The organism is Bradyrhizobium sp. 192 (assembly GCF_023100965.1).
GTDB lineage: Bacteria > Pseudomonadota > Alphaproteobacteria > Rhizobiales > Xanthobacteraceae > Bradyrhizobium > Bradyrhizobium symbiodeficiens.
The window spans coordinates 4,899,437-4,917,441 of the sequence record NZ_CP064690.1 but is presented as its reverse complement, the minus strand read 5'-3'; the positions used below and the strand labels follow the sequence as shown (position 1 = coordinate 4,917,441).

General features: G+C 65.1%; 16 protein-coding genes and 1 tRNA gene. 9 read left to right on the top strand and 8 right to left on the bottom strand.

The annotated features are described in order from the left end of the window. Complete coding sequence (locus IVB24_RS22450; protein WP_247768893.1) at positions 1-2,004, top strand: acetyl/propionyl/methylcrotonyl-CoA carboxylase subunit alpha; 2,004 nt, start codon at positions 1-3, stop codon at positions 2,002-2,004. 15 nt (positions 2,005-2,019) lie between these two features. Next, on the top strand, positions 2,020-2,931 hold the full coding sequence (locus tag IVB24_RS22445) for a hydroxymethylglutaryl-CoA lyase (protein WP_247768892.1): 912 nt from the start codon (positions 2,020-2,022) through the stop codon (positions 2,929-2,931). Between the two features lie 18 nt (positions 2,932-2,949). On the opposite strand, the gene IVB24_RS22440 is transcribed toward IVB24_RS22445, so the two are convergent. Genes IVB24_RS22440 through dctP form a run of 3 tightly spaced genes read right to left on the bottom strand, consistent with a single transcriptional unit; the run spans position 2,950 to position 5,878 of the window. Beyond that, positions 2,950-4,308, bottom strand: coding sequence for a TRAP transporter large permease (locus tag IVB24_RS22440; protein WP_247768891.1), 1,359 nt, complete (start codon positions 4,306-4,308; stop codon positions 2,950-2,952). Continuing rightward, a complete protein-coding gene (locus IVB24_RS22435; protein WP_247768890.1) occupies positions 4,305-4,859 on the bottom strand; it encodes a TRAP transporter small permease in 555 nt (184 codons plus the stop codon). Before IVB24_RS22435 ends, IVB24_RS22440 begins: the two co-directional genes overlap by 4 nt. Then, positions 4,856-5,878, bottom strand: a complete 1,023-nt coding sequence (gene dctP, locus IVB24_RS22430) for a TRAP transporter substrate-binding protein DctP (protein WP_247768885.1) — start codon at positions 5,876-5,878, stop codon at positions 4,856-4,858. The genes IVB24_RS22435 and dctP overlap by 4 nt, the downstream gene beginning before the upstream one ends. A gap of 335 nt (positions 5,879-6,213) precedes the next feature. On the opposite strand from dctP, the gene IVB24_RS22425 reads away from it, so the two are divergent. Beyond that, on the top strand, positions 6,214-6,456 hold the full coding sequence (locus IVB24_RS22425; protein ID WP_094974238.1) for a pentapeptide MXKDX repeat protein: 243 nt from the start codon (positions 6,214-6,216) through the stop codon (positions 6,454-6,456). Positions 6,457-6,593: 137 nt separating this feature from the next. Here IVB24_RS22425 and IVB24_RS22420 read toward each other — a convergent pair whose 3' ends face one another. After that, positions 6,594-6,941 carry a DUF6481 family protein gene (locus IVB24_RS22420; protein WP_247768875.1) on the bottom strand — a complete coding sequence of 116 codons (348 nt, stop codon included), beginning with the start codon at positions 6,939-6,941 and terminating at the stop codon, positions 6,594-6,596. A 266-nt stretch (positions 6,942-7,207) separates the two neighbouring features. On the opposite strand from IVB24_RS22420, the gene IVB24_RS22415 reads away from it, so the two are divergent. The 3 genes from IVB24_RS22415 (at position 7,208) to IVB24_RS22405 (ending at position 8,715) form a co-directional block, all read left to right on the top strand. Beyond that, positions 7,208-7,444: a hypothetical protein gene (locus IVB24_RS22415; RefSeq protein WP_094974236.1), complete on the top strand. Its 237-nt coding sequence runs from the start codon at positions 7,208-7,210 to the stop codon at positions 7,442-7,444. A 79-nt stretch (positions 7,445-7,523) separates the two neighbouring features. Beyond that, on the top strand, positions 7,524-7,766 hold the full coding sequence (locus tag IVB24_RS22410) for a hypothetical protein (protein WP_140479544.1): 243 nt from the start codon (positions 7,524-7,526) through the stop codon (positions 7,764-7,766). A 175-nt stretch (positions 7,767-7,941) separates the two neighbouring features. Next, complete coding sequence (locus IVB24_RS22405) at positions 7,942-8,715, top strand: hypothetical protein (RefSeq protein WP_247768873.1); 774 nt, start codon at positions 7,942-7,944, stop codon at positions 8,713-8,715. Positions 8,716-9,060: 345 nt separating this feature from the next. Here the strand turns inward: IVB24_RS22405 and IVB24_RS22400 are convergent, their stop codons facing one another. Next, the gene (locus tag IVB24_RS22400; RefSeq protein WP_247774285.1) at positions 9,061-9,234 is read right to left on the bottom strand and encodes a hypothetical protein; all 174 of its coding nucleotides are present in this window, start codon (positions 9,232-9,234) and stop codon (positions 9,061-9,063) included. A 692-nt stretch (positions 9,235-9,926) separates the two neighbouring features. Here IVB24_RS22400 and IVB24_RS22395 point away from each other — a divergent pair. Continuing rightward, a complete protein-coding gene (locus tag IVB24_RS22395) occupies positions 9,927-10,145 on the top strand; it encodes a hypothetical protein (RefSeq protein ID WP_094974232.1) in 219 nt (72 codons plus the stop codon). Between the two features lie 129 nt (positions 10,146-10,274). Here the strand turns inward: IVB24_RS22395 and IVB24_RS22390 are convergent, their stop codons facing one another. Next, entirely contained in the window at positions 10,275-10,502 is a 228-nt protein-coding gene (locus tag IVB24_RS22390) for a DUF2171 domain-containing protein (RefSeq protein WP_018323146.1), read from the bottom strand. 116 nt (positions 10,503-10,618) lie between these two features. Between IVB24_RS22390 and IVB24_RS22385 the strand changes: the two genes are divergently transcribed. Next, positions 10,619-11,905 (top strand): hypothetical protein, encoded by a 1,287-nt coding sequence (locus IVB24_RS22385; RefSeq protein WP_247768871.1) that lies wholly within the window; start codon positions 10,619-10,621, stop codon positions 11,903-11,905. Positions 11,906-11,938: 33 nt separating this feature from the next. Here the strand turns inward: IVB24_RS22385 and IVB24_RS22380 are convergent, their stop codons facing one another. Beyond that, positions 11,939-12,166 (bottom strand): hypothetical protein, encoded by a 228-nt coding sequence (locus tag IVB24_RS22380; protein WP_247768864.1) that lies wholly within the window; start codon positions 12,164-12,166, stop codon positions 11,939-11,941. A 141-nt stretch (positions 12,167-12,307) separates the two neighbouring features. Beyond that, positions 12,308-12,384: transfer RNA gene (locus IVB24_RS22375), tRNA-Arg, on the bottom strand. Between the two features lie 405 nt (positions 12,385-12,789). Here IVB24_RS22375 and IVB24_RS22370 point away from each other — a divergent pair. Beyond that, entirely contained in the window at positions 12,790-17,994 is a 5,205-nt protein-coding gene (locus tag IVB24_RS22370) for an alpha-2-macroglobulin (RefSeq protein WP_247768863.1), read from the top strand. Positions 17,995-18,005: the final 11 nt, after the last annotated feature.

Here is an 18,005-nt window from a genome sequence, read left to right as displayed (position 1 = left end):
ATGGACCGCTCAAAGCTCTACCGGCGTTTTCGCACGCTCCTGATCGCCAACCGCGGCGAGATCGCGTGCCGTGTCATCCGCACCGCCCGCGCCATGGGCCTGCGCACCGTCGCGGTCTATTCCGAGGCCGATCGCGACGCGATGCATGTCGCGCTCGCGGATGAAGCCGTGCTGCTCGGACCCGCGCGGGCCCGCGACAGCTACCTCAATGTCGAGCGGCTGATCGAGGCCGCGCGCAAGACCGGCGCCGAGGCCGTGCATCCCGGCTATGGCTTCCTGTCCGAAAATGCCGAATTTGCCCAAGCGTGTTTCGATGCCGGCCTCGTCTTTGTCGGCCCGACCGCCGAAATGATGAATGCGATGGGCTCGAAGTCCGGCTCGAAAGCGCTGATGGAAAAGGCCGGCGTGCCGCTGGTACCCGGCTATCACGGCGATGCGCAGGACGACGCGACGCTGGCGAAGGCGGCCGACAAGGTCGGCTTCCCCATCCTGGTGAAGGCCTCCGCCGGCGGCGGCGGCCGCGGCATGCGCATCGTGCGCTCGGCCGACGAGCTTGCGCCAGCGATCGTCAGCGCCAAGCGCGAGGCCAAGGCCGCGTTCGGCGACGATCGCATGCTGATCGAAAAATATGTCGACAATCCCCGCCATATCGAGGTGCAGATCGTCGGCGACAGCCAGGGCAATCTGCTGTCGCTGTTCGAGCGCGAATGCACGTTGCAGCGGCGCCATCAGAAGGTGATCGAGGAGGCGCCGTCGCCGACGCTCAACGCTGCCCAGCGCGAGACGGTCTGCGCCGCCGCGCGAAAGGCGGCGGGCGCCGTGAATTATGTCGGCGCCGGTACCATCGAGTTCGTCTCCGACGGCAAGGACGTGTTCTTCATCGAGATGAACACCCGTCTCCAGGTCGAACACCCCGTGACCGAGTTGATCACGGGGATCGATCTGGTCGAATGGCAATTGCGCGTCGCTTTCGGCGAGGCGCTGCCGCTGAAGCAGGACGAGATCCGGCTCAACGGCCACGCCGTCGAGGCGCGCGTCTATGCCGAGAACCCGACCAAGAATTTCATGCCGTCGGTCGGCAGGATTTCGACCTGGCGCTTGCCGGCGGAAGGCGGGGGCTTGCGCATCGATGCCGGCTATCGCGAGGGTGATAGTGTCTCGCCCTATTACGACGCCATGCTCGCAAAGATGATCGCGTGGGCGCCGACGCGGGATGTCGCGATCGAACGGTTGAACCGGGGGCTGGAAGAGTCCGACGTTCGCGGCATCGTCACCAACATCCCGTTCCTGTCGGCGCTGATGACGCATCCGAAGGTGCGGACCAATGCGATCGACACCGGTTTCATCGAGCGCGAACTGGCCGTGCTGACACAGGCGGCGCCGGTGCCCGGTGAGCTCGAGCTCTGCGCGGCGGTGGCTGCTGTCATCAACGACGAGCAGCGGGCCGCTCAAAGCGAGGCGAATTCGCCATGGCAGACCTTCGGCTGGCAGCCGGTCGGTCGTCGGCAGCGCAGCTTTGCCTTTCGCGTCGGGCACGGCCCGGAGCAGAGGGTCGTGCTGAACTACGGCAGCGGACCGTCGACGCTGGTCATCGACGAGCGCGAATTGGCGTTCGCGACCGTAGCCAAGGACGGCGGCTTCGACCTGACGCTTGACGGCGTCAAATCGTCGGTCGCCGCGGTCATCACCGGCCACGAGCTTTACTTGCGCACGCGTAACGGCCGCTTCGACCTGCACTGGGTCGACCCGTTCGGCGGCGAGACCGAAGAGCAGACCGGCGAGGACAAGATCGCAGCGCCGCTGCCGGGTACCGTCGTCGCCGTGCTGGCCGAGGAGGGGGCGAAGCTCGACAAGGGCGCGCCCATCCTGACGCTGGAAGTGATGAAGATGGAGCAGACGTTGCGCGCGCCCTATGCCGGCGTGCTCAAGTCCATCAAGTGCAAGGTCGGCGACATCGTGCAGGAGGGCGTCGAGCTCGCGGTGGTCGAGCCTTCGGAAGAATGACTTGGGGAGAGTGAGATGAACGACGAGGTTCGCATCATCGAAATGGGGCCGCGCGACGGGCTCCAGAACGAGAAGATTCCGGTCAGCGTCGAGGCCCGCATCGACTTTGTCGAGGCGCTGGTCGCAGCCGGCCTGACGACCGTCGAGGTCGGCGCCTTCGTCTCGCCCAAGGCGATCCCGCAAATGGCGAGCTCGGATGCCGTGCTGCGCGGCGTCGCCCATTTGACGGGCGCCGAGTTCCACGTGCTGGTGCCGAACGAGAAGGGCTATGATGCCGCGCGCGCCGCTGGCGCGAAAGTTGTCTCGGTGTTCGCCGCGGCCTCCGAGGGGTTTTCGCGCGCCAACATCAACTGCACGGTCGCGGAATCCATCGACCGGTTCAAGCCGGTGCTGGCACGTGCCAAGGCGGACGGCGTGCCGGTGCGCGGCTATATCTCCTGCGTGCTGGGCTGCCCGTTCGACGGCGAGATCAAGCCGAAGGCCGTCGCCGATCTCGCCAATACGCTGTGGGATCTCGGCTGCTACGAGGTTTCGCTCGGCGACACCATCGGCGTCGGCACGCCAACCAAGGCCAAGGAGATGCTGCGCGCGGTTGCCGCCAACGTACCCGCAGCCAGGCTCGCAATGCATTTCCACGACACCTACGGGCAGGCGCTGGCCAACCTCTATGCCGGCCTGGAGGAGGGCGTGAGCGTCATCGATGCCGCCGCCGGCGGCCTCGGCGGCTGTCCCTACGCCCCCGGCGCGACCGGCAATGTCGCGACCGAGGATGTCGTCTACATGCTCGAAGGCATGGGCGTCAGGACCGGGGTCGACATGGAGAAGCTGCTTGCGGCCACGAACGGGATGAGCGGTGTGCTGGGCAAGGCGCCCGTGAGCCGGGTGGCGTCCGCGCTGAATGCGAAGAAGAAGCGGGCTGTTTCCTAACTCTCCGTCATTGCACCGTCACCTGCTCCCGTCTGGCCCCATCACCAGATCGGGCAGCCCGGTCGAGATCTCCGGCACGAAACACAGCAGCAGCACCGCGAGCATCATCAGCAGCACGAACGGGAGCGTGCCCCAGATCACCTCGCGCAGGGGAATGTCCGGTGCGACGTTGCGGATGACGAAGATGTTGAGGCCGACCGGGGGATGGATCAGTCCCATCTCCATCACGATGGTCATGACCACGCCGAACCAGATGATGTCGAAATTGGCGGCACGTAACGGAGGCAGGATGATCGGCGCCGTCATCAGGATGATCGAGACCGGCGGCAGGAAGAAGCCGAGCACGACCACCATGACGAGGATCGCGAACAGCAGCTCCCAGCGCGGCAGGTGCATCGCGACGATGGATTCGGCGACCGACTGCGAGATGTGCAGATAGCTCATCACGTAGGAATAGAGCAGCGACATGCCGATGATCATCATCAGCATGGTCGATTCCCGGATCGTCGACTTCATGATCGGCGCGAGGTCGCTCGGCCGCCACACGCTGTAGATCGCAGCGATCAGCGCCAGTGCAAGCAGGCCGCCGAGGCCGGCGGTCTCAGACGGCGTGGCATAGCCGCCATAGAGCGCGATCATGACGCCGGTGAGCAGCAGCACGAACGGGATTACCCGCGGCAGCACGCTGAAGCGTTCGGCGAGCGTGTATTCGTCGCGGGCGAGGATCGCATGCTCCGGTCCGCCGTTCTTGTAGACCGCTTCAGCTGCGGCATATTCCCGGCGGAAGCGGAACACCGCGTAGGCGCCGAATAGCGTGACCAGCAGCAGCCCGGGACCGATGCCGGCGAGGAACAGCCGGCCGAGCGACTTTTCCGCAGCGACTGCGAACAGGATCATGGTGATCGAGGGCGGCAGCAGGATGCCGAGCGTGCCGCCGGCCGCGATGATGCCGGCCGCGAAGCCGCCGGAATAGCCGCGCTTGCGCATCTCGGGGATGCCGGCCGAGCCGATCGCCGAGCAGGTCGCGGGCGAAGAGCCCGCCATCGCCGCGAACAGCGCGCAGGCAAACACGTTGGCGACGCCGAGGCCGCCGGGCACGCGGTGCAGCCAGGCATGCAGAGCCGAATAGAGATCCTGGCCCGCGCGCGACTTGCCGATCGCTGCGCCCTTCAGGATGAAGAGCGGGATCGACAACAGCGTGATCGAGGCCATCTCCTCGTAGACGTTCTGCGTCACCGTATCGAGGGACGCTGTGGGCATGTAGATGCCCATGAACACGATCGCGACCGCACCGAGCGCGAACGCGATCGGCATGCCCGAGAACATCGCGAGCAGCGTCGCAACGCCGTAGGCAACGCCGATACCGAATACGCTCATGAACGCTTGGCTCCGGTGAAGGGCAGCGCAAGCTGCACGAGGATCTGGATGCAGAGCAGACTCATGCCGAGCGCCATCAGCGAATAGGGAATGGCGAGCGGCGGCGACCACATCGAGTTCGAGACCTGGCCGTCGACATAGGCCTCATGGGCCAGCGTCCAGGACTTCCAGGTGAAGAAGGCGCAGAACAGGAACGTGACAGCATCGACCAGCCAGAGCCGGATCTTGTTCGCCAGCGGCGACAAGAGGCCGACGAAGGCCTCGATGCCGATGTGACCGCGGTTCTGCTGTACGTAGGCAGCTGTCATGAAGGTCGCTCCGACCAGCAGGAACACCGCGGCCTCGTCCTGCCAGTAATTGGCGGCCTTGAACAAGGCACGGCTGAGCACGCTGTAGCTGAGAATGGCGCAGGCCGCGACCAGCGCGATCGCGGCGAACACGACGATGATGTTGTTGAGGATGGCGAGACCGCGATCGAGCGCCGCCGCAAGGCCTGAGCTTGCGGCAGCGTTGGCATGGTGGTCGCGATCCGGAAGCGGACCGTGGCTCATGCAGCGACGTCGGTGGCGAGCTTGAGCAGGTTCGCCGAGGTCGCGGTCTTGGCGCCGTAATCCTTCCAGGCGGTGTCGCGGGCGATGTCGCGCCACTTGCCGACGGTCGCGGCATCCAGCGCCGAGACCTTGGCGCCGGCCTTCTCGTAGACCTTGGCAACCTCGACGTCGTCGTCCTGCGCTCCCTTGCGGCCGAAGGCTTCGAGCTCGGTGCCGACCGCGAGCAGGATGTCCTGTTGGTTCTTGGGCAGCTTGTCGAAGATCGCCTTCGACATCATCAGCGGCTCGAGCATGAACCAGTAGGATGCGCCGGCACCCGACGTCAGCGACTTCGCGACCTCTTCCAGTCGGAAGGAGATCAGGCTGGTGGAGGAGGTGATGCCGGCATCGCAGGCGCCGGTCTGCATTGCCGCATAGATCTCGTTCGAGGGCACCGACAGCACCGATGCGCCGGCGGTCTGCAGCACCATGTCCATCTCGCGCGAGCCGCCGCGAACCTTGAGGCCTTTGGCGTCTTCCGGCGCGACGATCGGCCTGGAGCGGCTGGCGACGCCGCCGGCCTGCCAAACCCAGGTGAGCAGGATGATGCCCTTGTCGGCGAGGAAGTCGGTCAGCGCCTTGCCGACCGGCTCCTTTTTCCAGCGCAGGCCCTGGTCGTAGGTGGTCACGAGGCCGGGCATCAGACCGATATTGGTCTCCGGCAGCTCGCCGCCGGCGTAGGGCATCGGATAGAGGCTGATGTCGAGCGCGCCCTTGCGCATCGCGGAGAACTGCGCGTTGGTCTTGATCAGCGAAGAGTTCGGATAGATCTCGGCGGCGATGTCGCCGTTGCTGCGCTTGGCGACCTCGGCAGCGAACATGCGGCAGAGCCGGTCCCGGAAATCACCCTTGTCTATCGTGCCGCCCGGGAATTGATGCGAGATCTTCAGCGTGGTCGCGGCATGCGCGGTGCCGGTGCCGAAGCGGAGGATGGCGGGTGCAGCGACGGCGGTCGCGAGCAGATGGCGGCGCGTGAGCATGGTGTAATCCCCTTGAGCGTTTCTTCGAACGGTTCTTGTTGGCGTGATGTGGGCAGGTCATGTAACCGGTGCGTAGGCCCATCCTAGCCGGTCTTTCACCCGATATTCTCTCATCTGATAGTTCGAGACCGATTGCCGGGGCAAGGGGTGGTCGTGCTGCGCTGCAGCACTTGGGCCGTTCGCAATCAGTGCGGCTCGCGCGGACGTGATTGCGATGAACGGCGGCGCCTCCAGAAATTTATCGGCGAGGCCGTAACAACGCAGGGCTTCAATCCGTCGAGACTGAATAGCGGCGTCCGTCGCTGACAAACTCCATCCTGAAGGGAATTTCGCTCATGACCATTCGTACCCGCATCGTGCTCGGCGTCTCCGCTGCCGCCCTCTCGCTCGGTCTCGCGCTCGCACCGGCCGCCTTTGCCCAGGACAAGATGGGCAAGGATGACGGCATGATGAAAAAGGACACCATGGCCAAGGACGGCATGAAGAAGGACACCATGTCCAAGGACGACGGCATGAAGAAGGATACGATGTCGAAGGACGGGATGAAGAAAGACGACGGGATGATGAAGAAGCACTGATCTTCGGTCCTCGTCACGGGTGTTTACGCAAAGCCAAACACGCGCTTGAAACGACCGGAACGGCAAAATTCCGGGGCGGTCACGTGGGCCGCCCCGGAATCATGTCTCAGCTCAAATTCAAACGTTACTTGCGGACGTTACTTGCGCTTCGCCTTGCGCGCGGCGTAACGGGCGTCTCGCCTTGCCTTTTGCTCGGCCTCGGCTTCAGCCGCCTTTGCGAGGGCTTCTTCGGCTTCGCGGGCGATCCGTGCGGCCTCGAGCGCGGCAACTTCTTCTGCAAGGCGCTTCTGCTCGGCCTTTTCCGCCTCGCGCGCAGCCTTTGCCTCGGCACGCTTGGCCGCGAGGGCCTCGCGCTCGGCACGCTTCGCCACAACCGCTGGATCATCCGGTCCCGGCTGCGACTTGAATTTGTTCAAAAGGTTTTTGCGTGCTTCCTGTGCCGCCTTTTGTCGGTCGGAGAAGCCTGGTTCCCTAAATCCACTCATCGACGAGCCTTGTCTTCCTCGCTTCCGATCCTACATCACTGCGGTTGGTACGTCGGCTGGGCATAGCAGGCGCCACGCGACGCAGAAGCGTTTACATCGCCGCGCGTCGCGACGCCACCCATAATCGCAGCCGATCAGGTAGACGAAAAATCGCTCCCCCGACGATCTCTCGTAGCCCCGAAAAACTGCCGAATTGTGATGTCCCTCATAAGGGGCACGCGGAGCGGCGCCTAGCGTTCGCCCGCTACGAAACGCGGAGCACGGGCATGACGATCTCCAGACTGAGCCTGAAGGCGCTCGCAATCGCCGTCGCGGTGGCAGCAATGGCCGGCACGGTGCTGCTGCTCGCCCGTCCGCAGCCGATCGAAAGTACCGTCCTGGGGGCCGACTGGGAATGCACCCAGACCGCGCTCGTGCTCACCACCTGTGCACCGCGGCTCCAGCAGGCGATCCCCGCGGTCGAAACCTCGCGCAAGGATGCGATCCGGGCGACCCGGGGCTGAACCTGACGATCTGGGCTGATCGGGATGTGACGGGACGTCGCAGAGGTGGTAAGCCGGCTCGCCCGCGCGGTAGGTAGCCATGCCCACGTTCAAGCCCGAGTCCAAGCTCGAGTCCAAGCCCGAACCGGGCGAGAAGGCGAAATCCCGGCCGAAGCCTCAATCCGGTGATAACCGCCGCGGCGCGGTCGCCGGCTTGATCATCGCGATCCTGATCCTCGGTGTCGGCTGGTGGCTCGCGCGGGACCTGACCGCGGCCAGCAAGATGCAGGACTGCCTGATGTCCGGGCGACGCAATTGCAACGTGATCGAGCCGGCCCGCTAGAAGCGCTCCACCGCGGCCCGTCGAGCCGAAAAAATGCCGTGATCTTAATCATTTGTAACGCGACTTAGCCGACCAAGCGGGGCAGCTATATCAGCCGGCATCAAGCCAAGCGCGATTCGAATCGTCTGTTGCGCCAGGCACCACGGCAATCGAGAAAGTAGGGGGTCAAGCACGCATGAGTGCGTCCAGCCGCATGAAGATCATCATTCCCTTGGTTTCGGCCATGTCGTTGCTCGCGCTTTCGGCGCAGGCCCAGGACGCCAGGCCACCGAGGGACGCCGGCCACCCTCCGGCCCGCCCGGGCGCAGGGGCACCGCCTCCGGACAGTCAGAACATCCGCAAGAGACCGCCGCAGCAGGCGGCCCGGCCCGCGCCGCGGCCCGCTGACCAGCCCCATGCGGGTCCCGGTCCGCACGGCGCCGGCGGTCCGCCGCCGGGACGTTATGTGGCCCGCGGTCCCGCTCCAACGCGCGACTGGGGCGGACATGCCTATCGTGGCAATCGCTCCTGGGACGGCGGGCGCTGGCGCCACGAAGTCCACAACGGTCGCTCCGGCTGGTGGTGGGACGTTGGCGGTGTCTGGTATTATTATCCGCAACGGATGGCTGGTCCGCCCGGCTACATCTCTGAAGAGTATTACGACGACGTGCCGGTGGCCTATGCCCCGCCGCCGCCTCCGGTCGCCTATGCACCGCCACCTCCGCCTCCGCCACCGGCTGATCCCGGCGCGAGCGCGCTTGGCGGCGCCATCGTCGGCGGCGTGCTGGGTGGACTGATCTCGGGCAACGCGACCGGGGCTGCCGCGGGCGCGGTTCTCGGCGGCGCGACCGGAGCCATCGCCGGTGCCACCGCCGCATCCCAGCCGGGCTACTACTGGTCACAAGGCAATTGCTACTACCGCTATCCGGACGGGCAGTACGTACCGACCGATCCGCGGGCGTGCCGCTAAGGCACTGCTCGCATCCTGAGCTGAAAGAGGCGGGCGAATTGTCCGCCTCTTTTTATTCTGGTGCTGTCAACCGATTGTCTGGATGCGTATCTCGGGGCGGCGTTCGGCGGCGCACAACAACTGCCTGAAAAAAGCACTGGCTCCCGGCGCCGCTTCACGCGATTCTCAAAAGAAAAAAGTTGGGAAAGCGATTCGCGGGGACGTGGGACATGCTGGATGCAATCCAGATCAGCTTGGCGCTTTGGGCCATGATCGTTTGCGGCGGGATCAAGCTGGGGCAGGTGGTGCACTGCCTGTTCTAAAGCGGTGCGAGCCCTGCGCGCCAACGCGGCGGATCGCGCGGCGTCACACCAGCCAGTTGAAGAACGCAATCGCGCCCCAGACGAGGCCGGTGATCCAGGCCAGCATCACGATGCCGATGGTCCCGAGATAGGCGATACCGAGCAGGTCGGTCCTTTGTCGTTGCGTCGGGACGTTGGCCGGAGTTGCTGCGTCTTGCGTCATGACGGGAAATACCATCGATGCCTCCACGTGCTGCCGGGAGCGTCGAAACACGGTTTAACCGAGATACAGGTCGCAGACTGTGACCCAATTCACAGATCTCCTGGAAGAAGCCCAGCCGAATGGCTTCGCAATCGGCGCATGCGCATAGCGAGGCAATCGTGCCGGCGCGATTGCCGCAGTCCGGCAGACGCGGACGTTACCCCGCAATCATACGGACGAAATTGCCATGTGCTTGTCCAGATGGCCGGCTAGAGTTCGGTCTCATGTGTATCAAGTACGACCCACAGCACGAAGCGGAGGCCGCAATGAAGCGGGCCGCGGCATCGGAAGGCGCCGACCGGCAGCGGCTGATCCAATTGGCCCTGGCCTGGCACGAACTGGCCCGCGATCGTCGCGATGAGCGGGCGGACTGAGGGCATTCGCAGGGGATTGTCGCGTCAACGATGCGGGCCGAGATCGGGTCAGACGGTTGATCTCGATGAGAAAGCCCCGTGCTCGGGGGACAAGCACGGGGCCCTTCAAAGCCGACCGGGGCAGGGAGGTCGGCACCACCTGATTTCATGCCATCCAACGTGCCGGTCGTGATCTCGTTCCGCGCCGCTGCGCATTTTGTTGTGCCGTGCTCGACAGGCCTGGCGTTGCGCGGGGCGGCTCGGCTTGCTCCCGCTCGAACAGGAACCTCCGTTCCTCGCGGACGTTGGCCGTCCATGACCGACCCCGAGTTACGCGCACAGTCCTTCGACATCGCCTGGAAATATCTGGACCGATCCGGCTTGCTCACAGGCGAGCGCGAGGACTCCGCTCGCTTCATCCTGAACCGGATCGACAGGTTGATGCTGCGAGGGGAGCGGCGCAGGCTGCTGTTGTCGAACGCCGCGATCGACGCCTACCGCTTGCGACCGATGCTCGTGTCCATGGCTACGTGACCGATCCGATCCGACGAAACGCAACGTTAAGACGTCGGCAGCGCCGATTTTGCGATTACGATTCGTGCTTTTGGAACGAAGCGGAGTCGGATCGTGAACAAACAAAAGGCCTCCGAAGGGGCTCAATGCTCAGGCGGCTTCCGTCTTTGGGACCGCATCGGCATTCATTGAAAGCTTGACGACATCGCCTTCGACGGCGCCGACATATTTCGTGTCGATGTAATGATGATGGTCCTTGTGACCTTCCGGGCTGTCCTTCCGCGTCAGCTTGATGCGGTTGCCCTCGACGCGGTCGACTGTGCCGACATGTGCGCCGTCCTTGCCGATGATTTTCATGTGCTCTCTGATCTCAGACATGATGTCCTCCTTGCACCGTCTCAACGGCCATGATCGACGTTCGTTGCAGCGGGCGCGCGTTGGACCCAAGGCGATCTCCACGCGTTGACGTCCTCTCGGATCTGCCCAAGACGCGCATGGAGACCATTCAGGCCTATCTCGAACGGAAGCACAGGGAACTCAGGCTGTTGAACGACTGCCTGACAAAGCCGCTGGATCTGGCGCCTCCGCGATCGGTCGACGAGGTCGTCGGGTCCAAATTCCAGATCACTGCGGCGCTCAGGGCAGAGCACGAGCTGCAGGCGTGGAAGGCAACGGAAACAGCCTGGTCGCATGCCGCCGATCCCGTCAGCGGGCCCTTCGAGTTCCGTTACGACTACCAGCGTGCCGATTTCACGGTGCGCGGTCCTTCCTTCTATGAGTTCGATGGCGGCTGCATAAGCGCGGCGGTCTATACGGCCTCAGGCATGGCTGCGATCTCCGCCGTGCTGCTCGCCTCCGCGCAAATCGTCGAGAAAGCTGATTTGTTGGTGCTTCCCGGCTCCTATGGCGAGACGCTGGAGCTGATCCGGGGCCTTGTTCCTCATCTGCGGCTCGTGGCTTTGAGTCTGCCGCTGGGCGATGCGTTCGTTTCGGCGAACTCGCCGAAGATTCTGTTACTGGATTCCTGCTCCCTCGCCGGTGCTTTCGAGGCGGCGGTCCGAAGCGACGGCTCGGGTCTCGATCTCGTGCTGTTCGATACGACATGCTTCGCGGGCAGCTCGGGCCGGATCCGGCGTGTCCTGAGCTGGGCCCGGCGCTGCGGCATTCCGTTGGTACTGGTGCGAAGCCACAACAAGCTCGACTCGCTCGGGGCTGAATATGGCCGCCTCGGCTCGGCGGTTTTCGTGCAGGGGAATGATGACCGGCAGCGGGCAGGGCGGCCTGAATGGAGACGTCTTGAAGCCGAAACCCGCAACGCGGTGCGACTGCTCGGCGGCGCGGCCTTGCCGGCGCATTTCCCGCCCTTTGTCGGCAGCGCGGCCTACCGGGACCTCACGAAGCGGCGTGTCGCGGCGATCCTGCGCAACGGCCGAAGCACGGCCCGCTATTTTGCAGCAAGGCTCCCGGCGCTCTCGGCGGAACTCCATTTCGCCCATGGTCTCTACGTCACCTTGCGAGGCAGTCGCCCTCTCGACGAGGCGAGCGCGCGGCAGGCCGCTGAGGACATGAGCAACGAACTGCGTGCCGAGGGCCTCCCGATTCGTCATGCCGGCAGCTTCGGTTTCGACTTTGCCGCGACCGAATGGTTTCACGACGTGACCACGGACCAGTACAGCGTCCGCGTGGCGGTATCCGACCTGCCGACGCAGGTGTGGGACGATCTCACCGCGGCCATTGCGCGGTGGTGGCAGGTTCGTCAATCGAGAGGTGGCGGAGGATGAATATCGTCGCTTGCGCGACAGAGGACGCCTCGATTAGTCGATCGCCAGGCAATGCTCCAGGGCAGGCTTTTCGTCGTTGTCGCGGCTGGGACGCGCCCACTCCTGAACGGCGAAGGAAAGCTGATGCTGGCCCATGGCGGCGCCAATGATCGATGCTTGAGCCACCTTGATGGGCCTCGTGACCACGCTGGTGTTCACAACGCCTGCGTCAATTGCCAGATACGACATCGCGACGATTGCCACCGCAGATGCGATAGCCATTCTCGTCCATTCGGCTGGAAGCATCGGAGTCCTTGACCGGGCGCAATTCGCCCGGCGCATACATAGGACTGATCGGCGCCGATCAAAGGCCGGCGTATGGTTACCCACGCGTTCGTGAAGGGCGGTGGATTAGAATGGGGCTGGCGATCCCGGCAGGAATCGAACCTGCAACCCTCAGAGTAGAAATCTGATGCTCTATCCAGTTGAGCTACGGGACCGTCTTGAGCCGCCCCAGAGGCGAGGCTGGCTGTTCATCTACCATGCCAAATATGAAAAATATCGTCTTTCGCCAAGTCTGAACCGAACCGTTTTGCTCAGAGCCGCGACAAAGCGAGACCGTGGCATGTCAGGGTGCCGGGTTGAGCGGCAGCGGACTGGACGATGGATTACATCGCCGGGAACGCTGGCCAGCTTCCGGGATGTGGCCGCCGGTCGACGGGTCGGGTATCGCTGCGCCATCAGGACGGCGTGAGCGGCGGTATCTTGATCGGTCTCCTCTGGGCTTGCCTTTCCATGGCGAATGCGACGATTTGCACCTTTGGTTCCATCGCCTTGAGTCCGTCACCTTTTCGCGCATTTCATGCTGCCTGCGGGCGGCTGTCCGCGACTTCCGGGAGTCCATCATGATCGGTCTTGTTCGCGCCGTCACAATCTGCGCCACGCTGGCACTCGGCCTCGGCGCAGCGCATGCCGCCGACAAGGCGTTCAAGCGGGACGACCTCGCCGATTCCGCGATCAAGCTCGAGGCCCAGATCAAGAGCGAGGCGGGGCCCGTCGCCAAGACCAACGCGACGCTCAAGACGGACGCCGACGCCGCCTTCCGGCGCAACGATTATCGTACCGGCCTGTCGGTCCTCGGTCAGATCGCGGCGACCACGCCCGAGGACGCCGGCAATTGGCTGCGGCTCGCCAAGGTCATCTTCCAGATATCGCCGAAGAACTCGAGCGAGCAGACCTTCCTGCTGGAGCGCGCCTCGACCGCGGCCTACATCGCCTATCTGCGCGCCGGCAATCCGGGCGAGGAGGCCGACGCGCTCGCGGTGCTCGGCAAGTCGCTGTCGGAGCGCAAGCTGTGGCGGCCGGCGCTGGATTCGCTGCGGCTGTCGCTCGACATGCGCGAGGTCGCCGACGTCCGCGGCCAATATGAGAAGATGCGCGACGAGCACGGCTTCCGGCTGCTCGACTATACCGTGGACTCGGATTCGGCGAGCCCGCGCGCCTGCTTCCAGTTCTCCGAGGAGTTGGCCAAGCGCACCGACTTCGCGCCGTACCTGGCGTTGGCGGGGCAGGACAAGCCGGCGCTCTCGGTCGAAGGCAAGCAGCTCTGCGTCGACGGCCTCAAGCACGGCGAGCGCTACAACATCAATCTGCGCGCCGGCCTGCCGTCCACGGTGAAGGAGGGGCTGCCGAAATCGGCCGAGTTCAACGTCTATGTGCGCGACCGCAAGCCGTTCGTGCGCTTCACCAGCCGGGCCTATGTGCTGCCCCGAACCGGCCAGCGCGGCATTCCTGTGGTCAGCGTCAACACGCCCGCGGTCAACATCAACGTCTTCCGGATCGGTGACCGCAATCTGATCAACACGGTGGTCGACAGCGATTTCCAGAAGACGCTGTCGAAATACCAGCTCTCCGATCTCGGCGACGAGCGCGGCGTGAAGGTCTGGACCGGCGAGCTCGCCACCGCGATGACGCTGAACCAGGACGTCACCACGGCATTCCCGGTCGACCAGGCGCTCGGCGAGCTCCAGCCCGGCGTCTACGTGATGACGGCCGCCGCCAAGGGCCCGAGCTCGGACGACGATTATCAGCTCGCCACGCAATGGTTCATCGTCTCCGATCTCGGCGTCGCCGCCTATTCCGGCAATGACGGCATCCACGTGTTCGTCAACTCGCTGGCCTCGACCGATCCGGTCGGCAAGGCCGAGGTGCGGCTGGTTGCCCGCAACAACGAGATCCTGGCGACCCGCAAGACCGACGACAGCGGCCATGTGCTGTTCGAGGCGGGCCTTGCGCGCGGCGAGGGCGGCTTGTCGCCGGCGATGCTGACGGTCACCGGCGAGAAGGCGGATTATGCCTTCCTCAGCCTGAAGTCCTCTGCCTTCGATCTGTCCGATCGCGGCGTCTCCGGCCGCCCGGTGCCCGCAGGCGCCGATGCCTTCGTCTATGCCGAGCGCGGCGTCTACCGCTCCAGCGAGACCGTCTATCTCACCGCGCTGTTGCGCGACGGGCAGGGCAATGCCGTCAGCGGCGGGCCGCTGACGATGGTGATCGAGCGTCCCGACGGCGTCGAATACCGACGCGCCGTGCTCGCCGACCAGGGCGCGGGCGGCCGTACGCTGTCAGTGCCGCTCAACTCGGCCGTGCCGACCGGGACGTGGCGGGCGCGTGCCTTCACCGATCCGAAGGGCCCCTCGGTCGGCGAGACCACTTTCATGGTCGAGGACTACGTTCCTGATCGGATCGAATTCGACTTGTCCGCCAAGGACAAGCTGATCAAAGCTAACGCTCCAATGGAGCTTAAGGCGGACGGCCATTTCCTCTATGGCGCGCCGGCCTCGGGCCTGCAGCTCGAAGGCGACCTGCTGGTCGCGCCAGCGGCCGAGCGCCCGGGCTTTGCCGGCTATCAGTTCGGCGTTGCCGACGAGGAAACCACCTCGAACGAGCGTACGCCGCTGGAGAATCTGCCCGAGGCCGACGCCAACGGCGTTGCGACCTTCCCGGTGACGCTGGACAAGCAGCCGGCCTCGACCCGTCCGCAGGAGGCGCAGATCTTCGTGCGCATGGTCGAGACCGGCGGCCGCGCCGTCGAGCGCAAGATCGTGCTGCCGGTGGCGCCCAGTGCGGCGCAGATCGGCGTCAAGCCGCTGTTCGGCGCCAAGAACGTCGCCGAGGGCGACAAGGCCGAGTTCGACGTTCTGTTCGTCTCGCCCGAGGGCGAGAAGCTGCACCGCGACGGCCTGCGCTACGAACTCCTGAAGATGGAGGCGCGCTACCAATGGTATCGCCAGAACAATTACTGGGAGTACGAGCCGGTCAAGTCGACCTCGCGCGTCGCCGACGGTGACGTGACCATTGCGGCCGACAAGCCGGCGCGGATTTCGTTCAACCCCCAACCCGGCCGCTACCGCCTCGACGTGAAGTCGAACGATGCCGATGGCCCGGTGACTTCGGTGCAGTTCGACGTCGGCTGGTATTCCGACGGCAGCGCCGACACGCCGGACCTGCTGGAGACCTCGATCGACAAGCCGCAATATTCCTCCGGCGACACTATGACCGTGTCGGTCAATGTCCGCAGCGCCGGCAAGCTCACCATAAATGTGCTCGGCGACCGCCTGCTGACGACCCAGACTATCGACGTCAAGGAAGGCACCGCCCAGGTGAAGCTCCCGGTCGGCAAGGACTGGGGCACGGGCGCTTACGTGGTGGCGACGCTGCGCCGTCCGCTCGACGCGGCGGCCCAGCGCATGCCGGGCCGGGCGATCGGCCTGAAATGGTTCGGCATCGACAAGCAGACCCGCACCTTGCAGGTGAAGCTGTCGCCGCCGGCACTGATCCGGCCGAACGCGGCGTTGAAGATCCCGGTCAAGCTCGACGGGCTCAATCCGGGCGAGGACGCCAAGATCGTCATCGCTGCGGTCGATGTCGGCATCCTCAACCTCACCAATTACAAGCCGCCGGCGCCGGACGATTATTATCTCGGCCAGCGCCGTCTGAGCGCCGAGATCCGCGATCTCTATGGGCAGCTGATCGACGGCATGTCGGGCACGCGCGGCCAGATCAAGTCCGGCGGTGACGCCGGTGCGGCGGAGCTGCAGGGCTCGCCGCCCACACAAAAGCCGCTCGCGCTCTATTCGGGCATCGTGACGGTCGGCGCTGACGGCACAGCGGAAGTCAGCTTCGACATTCCGGAGTTCGCCGGCACCGCGCGCGTGATGGCAGTGGCGTGGACCGCGACCAAGCTTGGCCGTGCCAACACCGATGTCGTGATCCGCGACCCCGTGGTGCTGACCACGACCCTGCCGCGCTTCCTGCTCAATGGCGATCACGGCACGGTCAATCTCGAGATCGACAATGTCGAGGGCCAGGCCGGCGACTACGTCATCAACGTGAAGACCGGTGGCCCGGTGAAGATGACCGGCAACCCCGCGACCACGGTCAAGCTCGCCGCCAAGCAGCGCAACTCCTTCGCGCTCGCGATCGACGCGACCGCGGCGGGGCAGGCGACGCTCGACGTCGACATCAAGGGGCCGAACGGCCTGACGCTGGCGCGCCATTACGCGTTCGACGTCAAGGCGGCGACGCAGGTGCTGGCGCGGCGCTCGATCCGGACGCTGGCGAAGGGCGAGAGCCTGACGCTGACCTCGGACATGTTCTCTGACCTGGTGCCGGGCACCGGCACCGTCTCGGTCTCGGCCAGCCTGTCGACCGCGCTCGACGCCGCGACGATCCTCAAAGCGCTCGATCGCTATCCCTATGGCTGCTCGGAGCAGATCACGAGCCGCGCCATGCCGCTGCTCTATGTCAACGACCTCGCGGCCGGTGCCCACCTGGCCATGGACACCGAAGTCGATCAACGCATCCGCGATGCGATCGAGCGGTTGTTGGCCCGTCAGGGTTCGAACGGCTCGTTCGGCCTGTGGTCGGCCGGTGGCGACGATGCCTGGCTCGATGCCTACGTGACGGACTTCCTGACCCGTGCCCGCGAAAAGGGCTTTGTGGTGCCGGACGTGCTGTTCAAGAACGCGCTCGACCGTGTCAGAAACTCCGTCGTCAACGGCAACGAGCCGGAGAAGGACGGCGGGCGCGATCTCGCTTACGGCCTCTACGTGCTCGCCCGCAACGGCGCGGCGCCGATCGGCGATCTCCGCTATCTCGCCGACACCAAGCTGAACAACCTCGCGACCCCGATCGCGAAGTCGCAGCTCGCGGCGGCGCTCGCTCTCGTCGGCGACCGCAACCGCGCCGAGCGGGTCTATGGTGCCGCGCTCGACAGCCTCGCGCCAAAGCCGGTCCTGGAGTTCGGCCGCACCGACTACGGCTCGCAGCTTCGCGATGCCGCGGCTCTGGTGTCGCTGGCCAGCGAAGGCAACGCGCCGAAGGCGACGCTGACGCAGGCGGTGTCCCGGGTCGAGACCGCGCGCGGGCTTACGCCTTACACCTCCACGCAGGAGAATGCGTGGCTGGTGCTGGCGGCGCGCGCGCTGGCCAAGGAGAACCTGTCCATGGACGTGGACGGCCAGCCGGTCAAGACCGCGCTCTACCGCAGCTACAAGGCTGCGACGCTGGAGGGCAAGCCGCTGAAGATCACCAACACCGGCGACGCGCCCGTGCAGGCGGTGATCTCGGTGTCGGGCTCGCCGGTGACGCCGGAGCCGGCAGCGTCCAACGGTTTCAAGATCGAGCGCAATTACTTCACGCTCGACGGGAAGCCGGCCGACATCAGCAAGGTAAAGCAGAACCAGCGCTTTGCGGTGGTGCTGAAGATCACCGAGGCCAAGCCCGAGTACGGCCACATCATGGTGTCCGACTATCTGCCGGCGGGCCTCGAGATCGACAACCCGAGGCTGGTGTCGTCGGGCGACAGCGGCACGCTGGACTGGATCGAGGACGGCGAGGAGCCTGAGGACACCGAGTTCCGCGACGACCGCTTCACCGCCGCGGTCGATCGCGCCGCGGACTCCAAGTCGGTCTTCACCGTCGCTTATATCGTGCGCGTGGTCTCTCCCGGCAAATACGTGCTGCCCCAGGCCTATGTCGAGGACATGTACAATCCCTCGCGCTACGGTCGGACGGGCACGGGGACGGTCGAGGTGCGGGCGGCGAAGTGAGTAACGAGGAT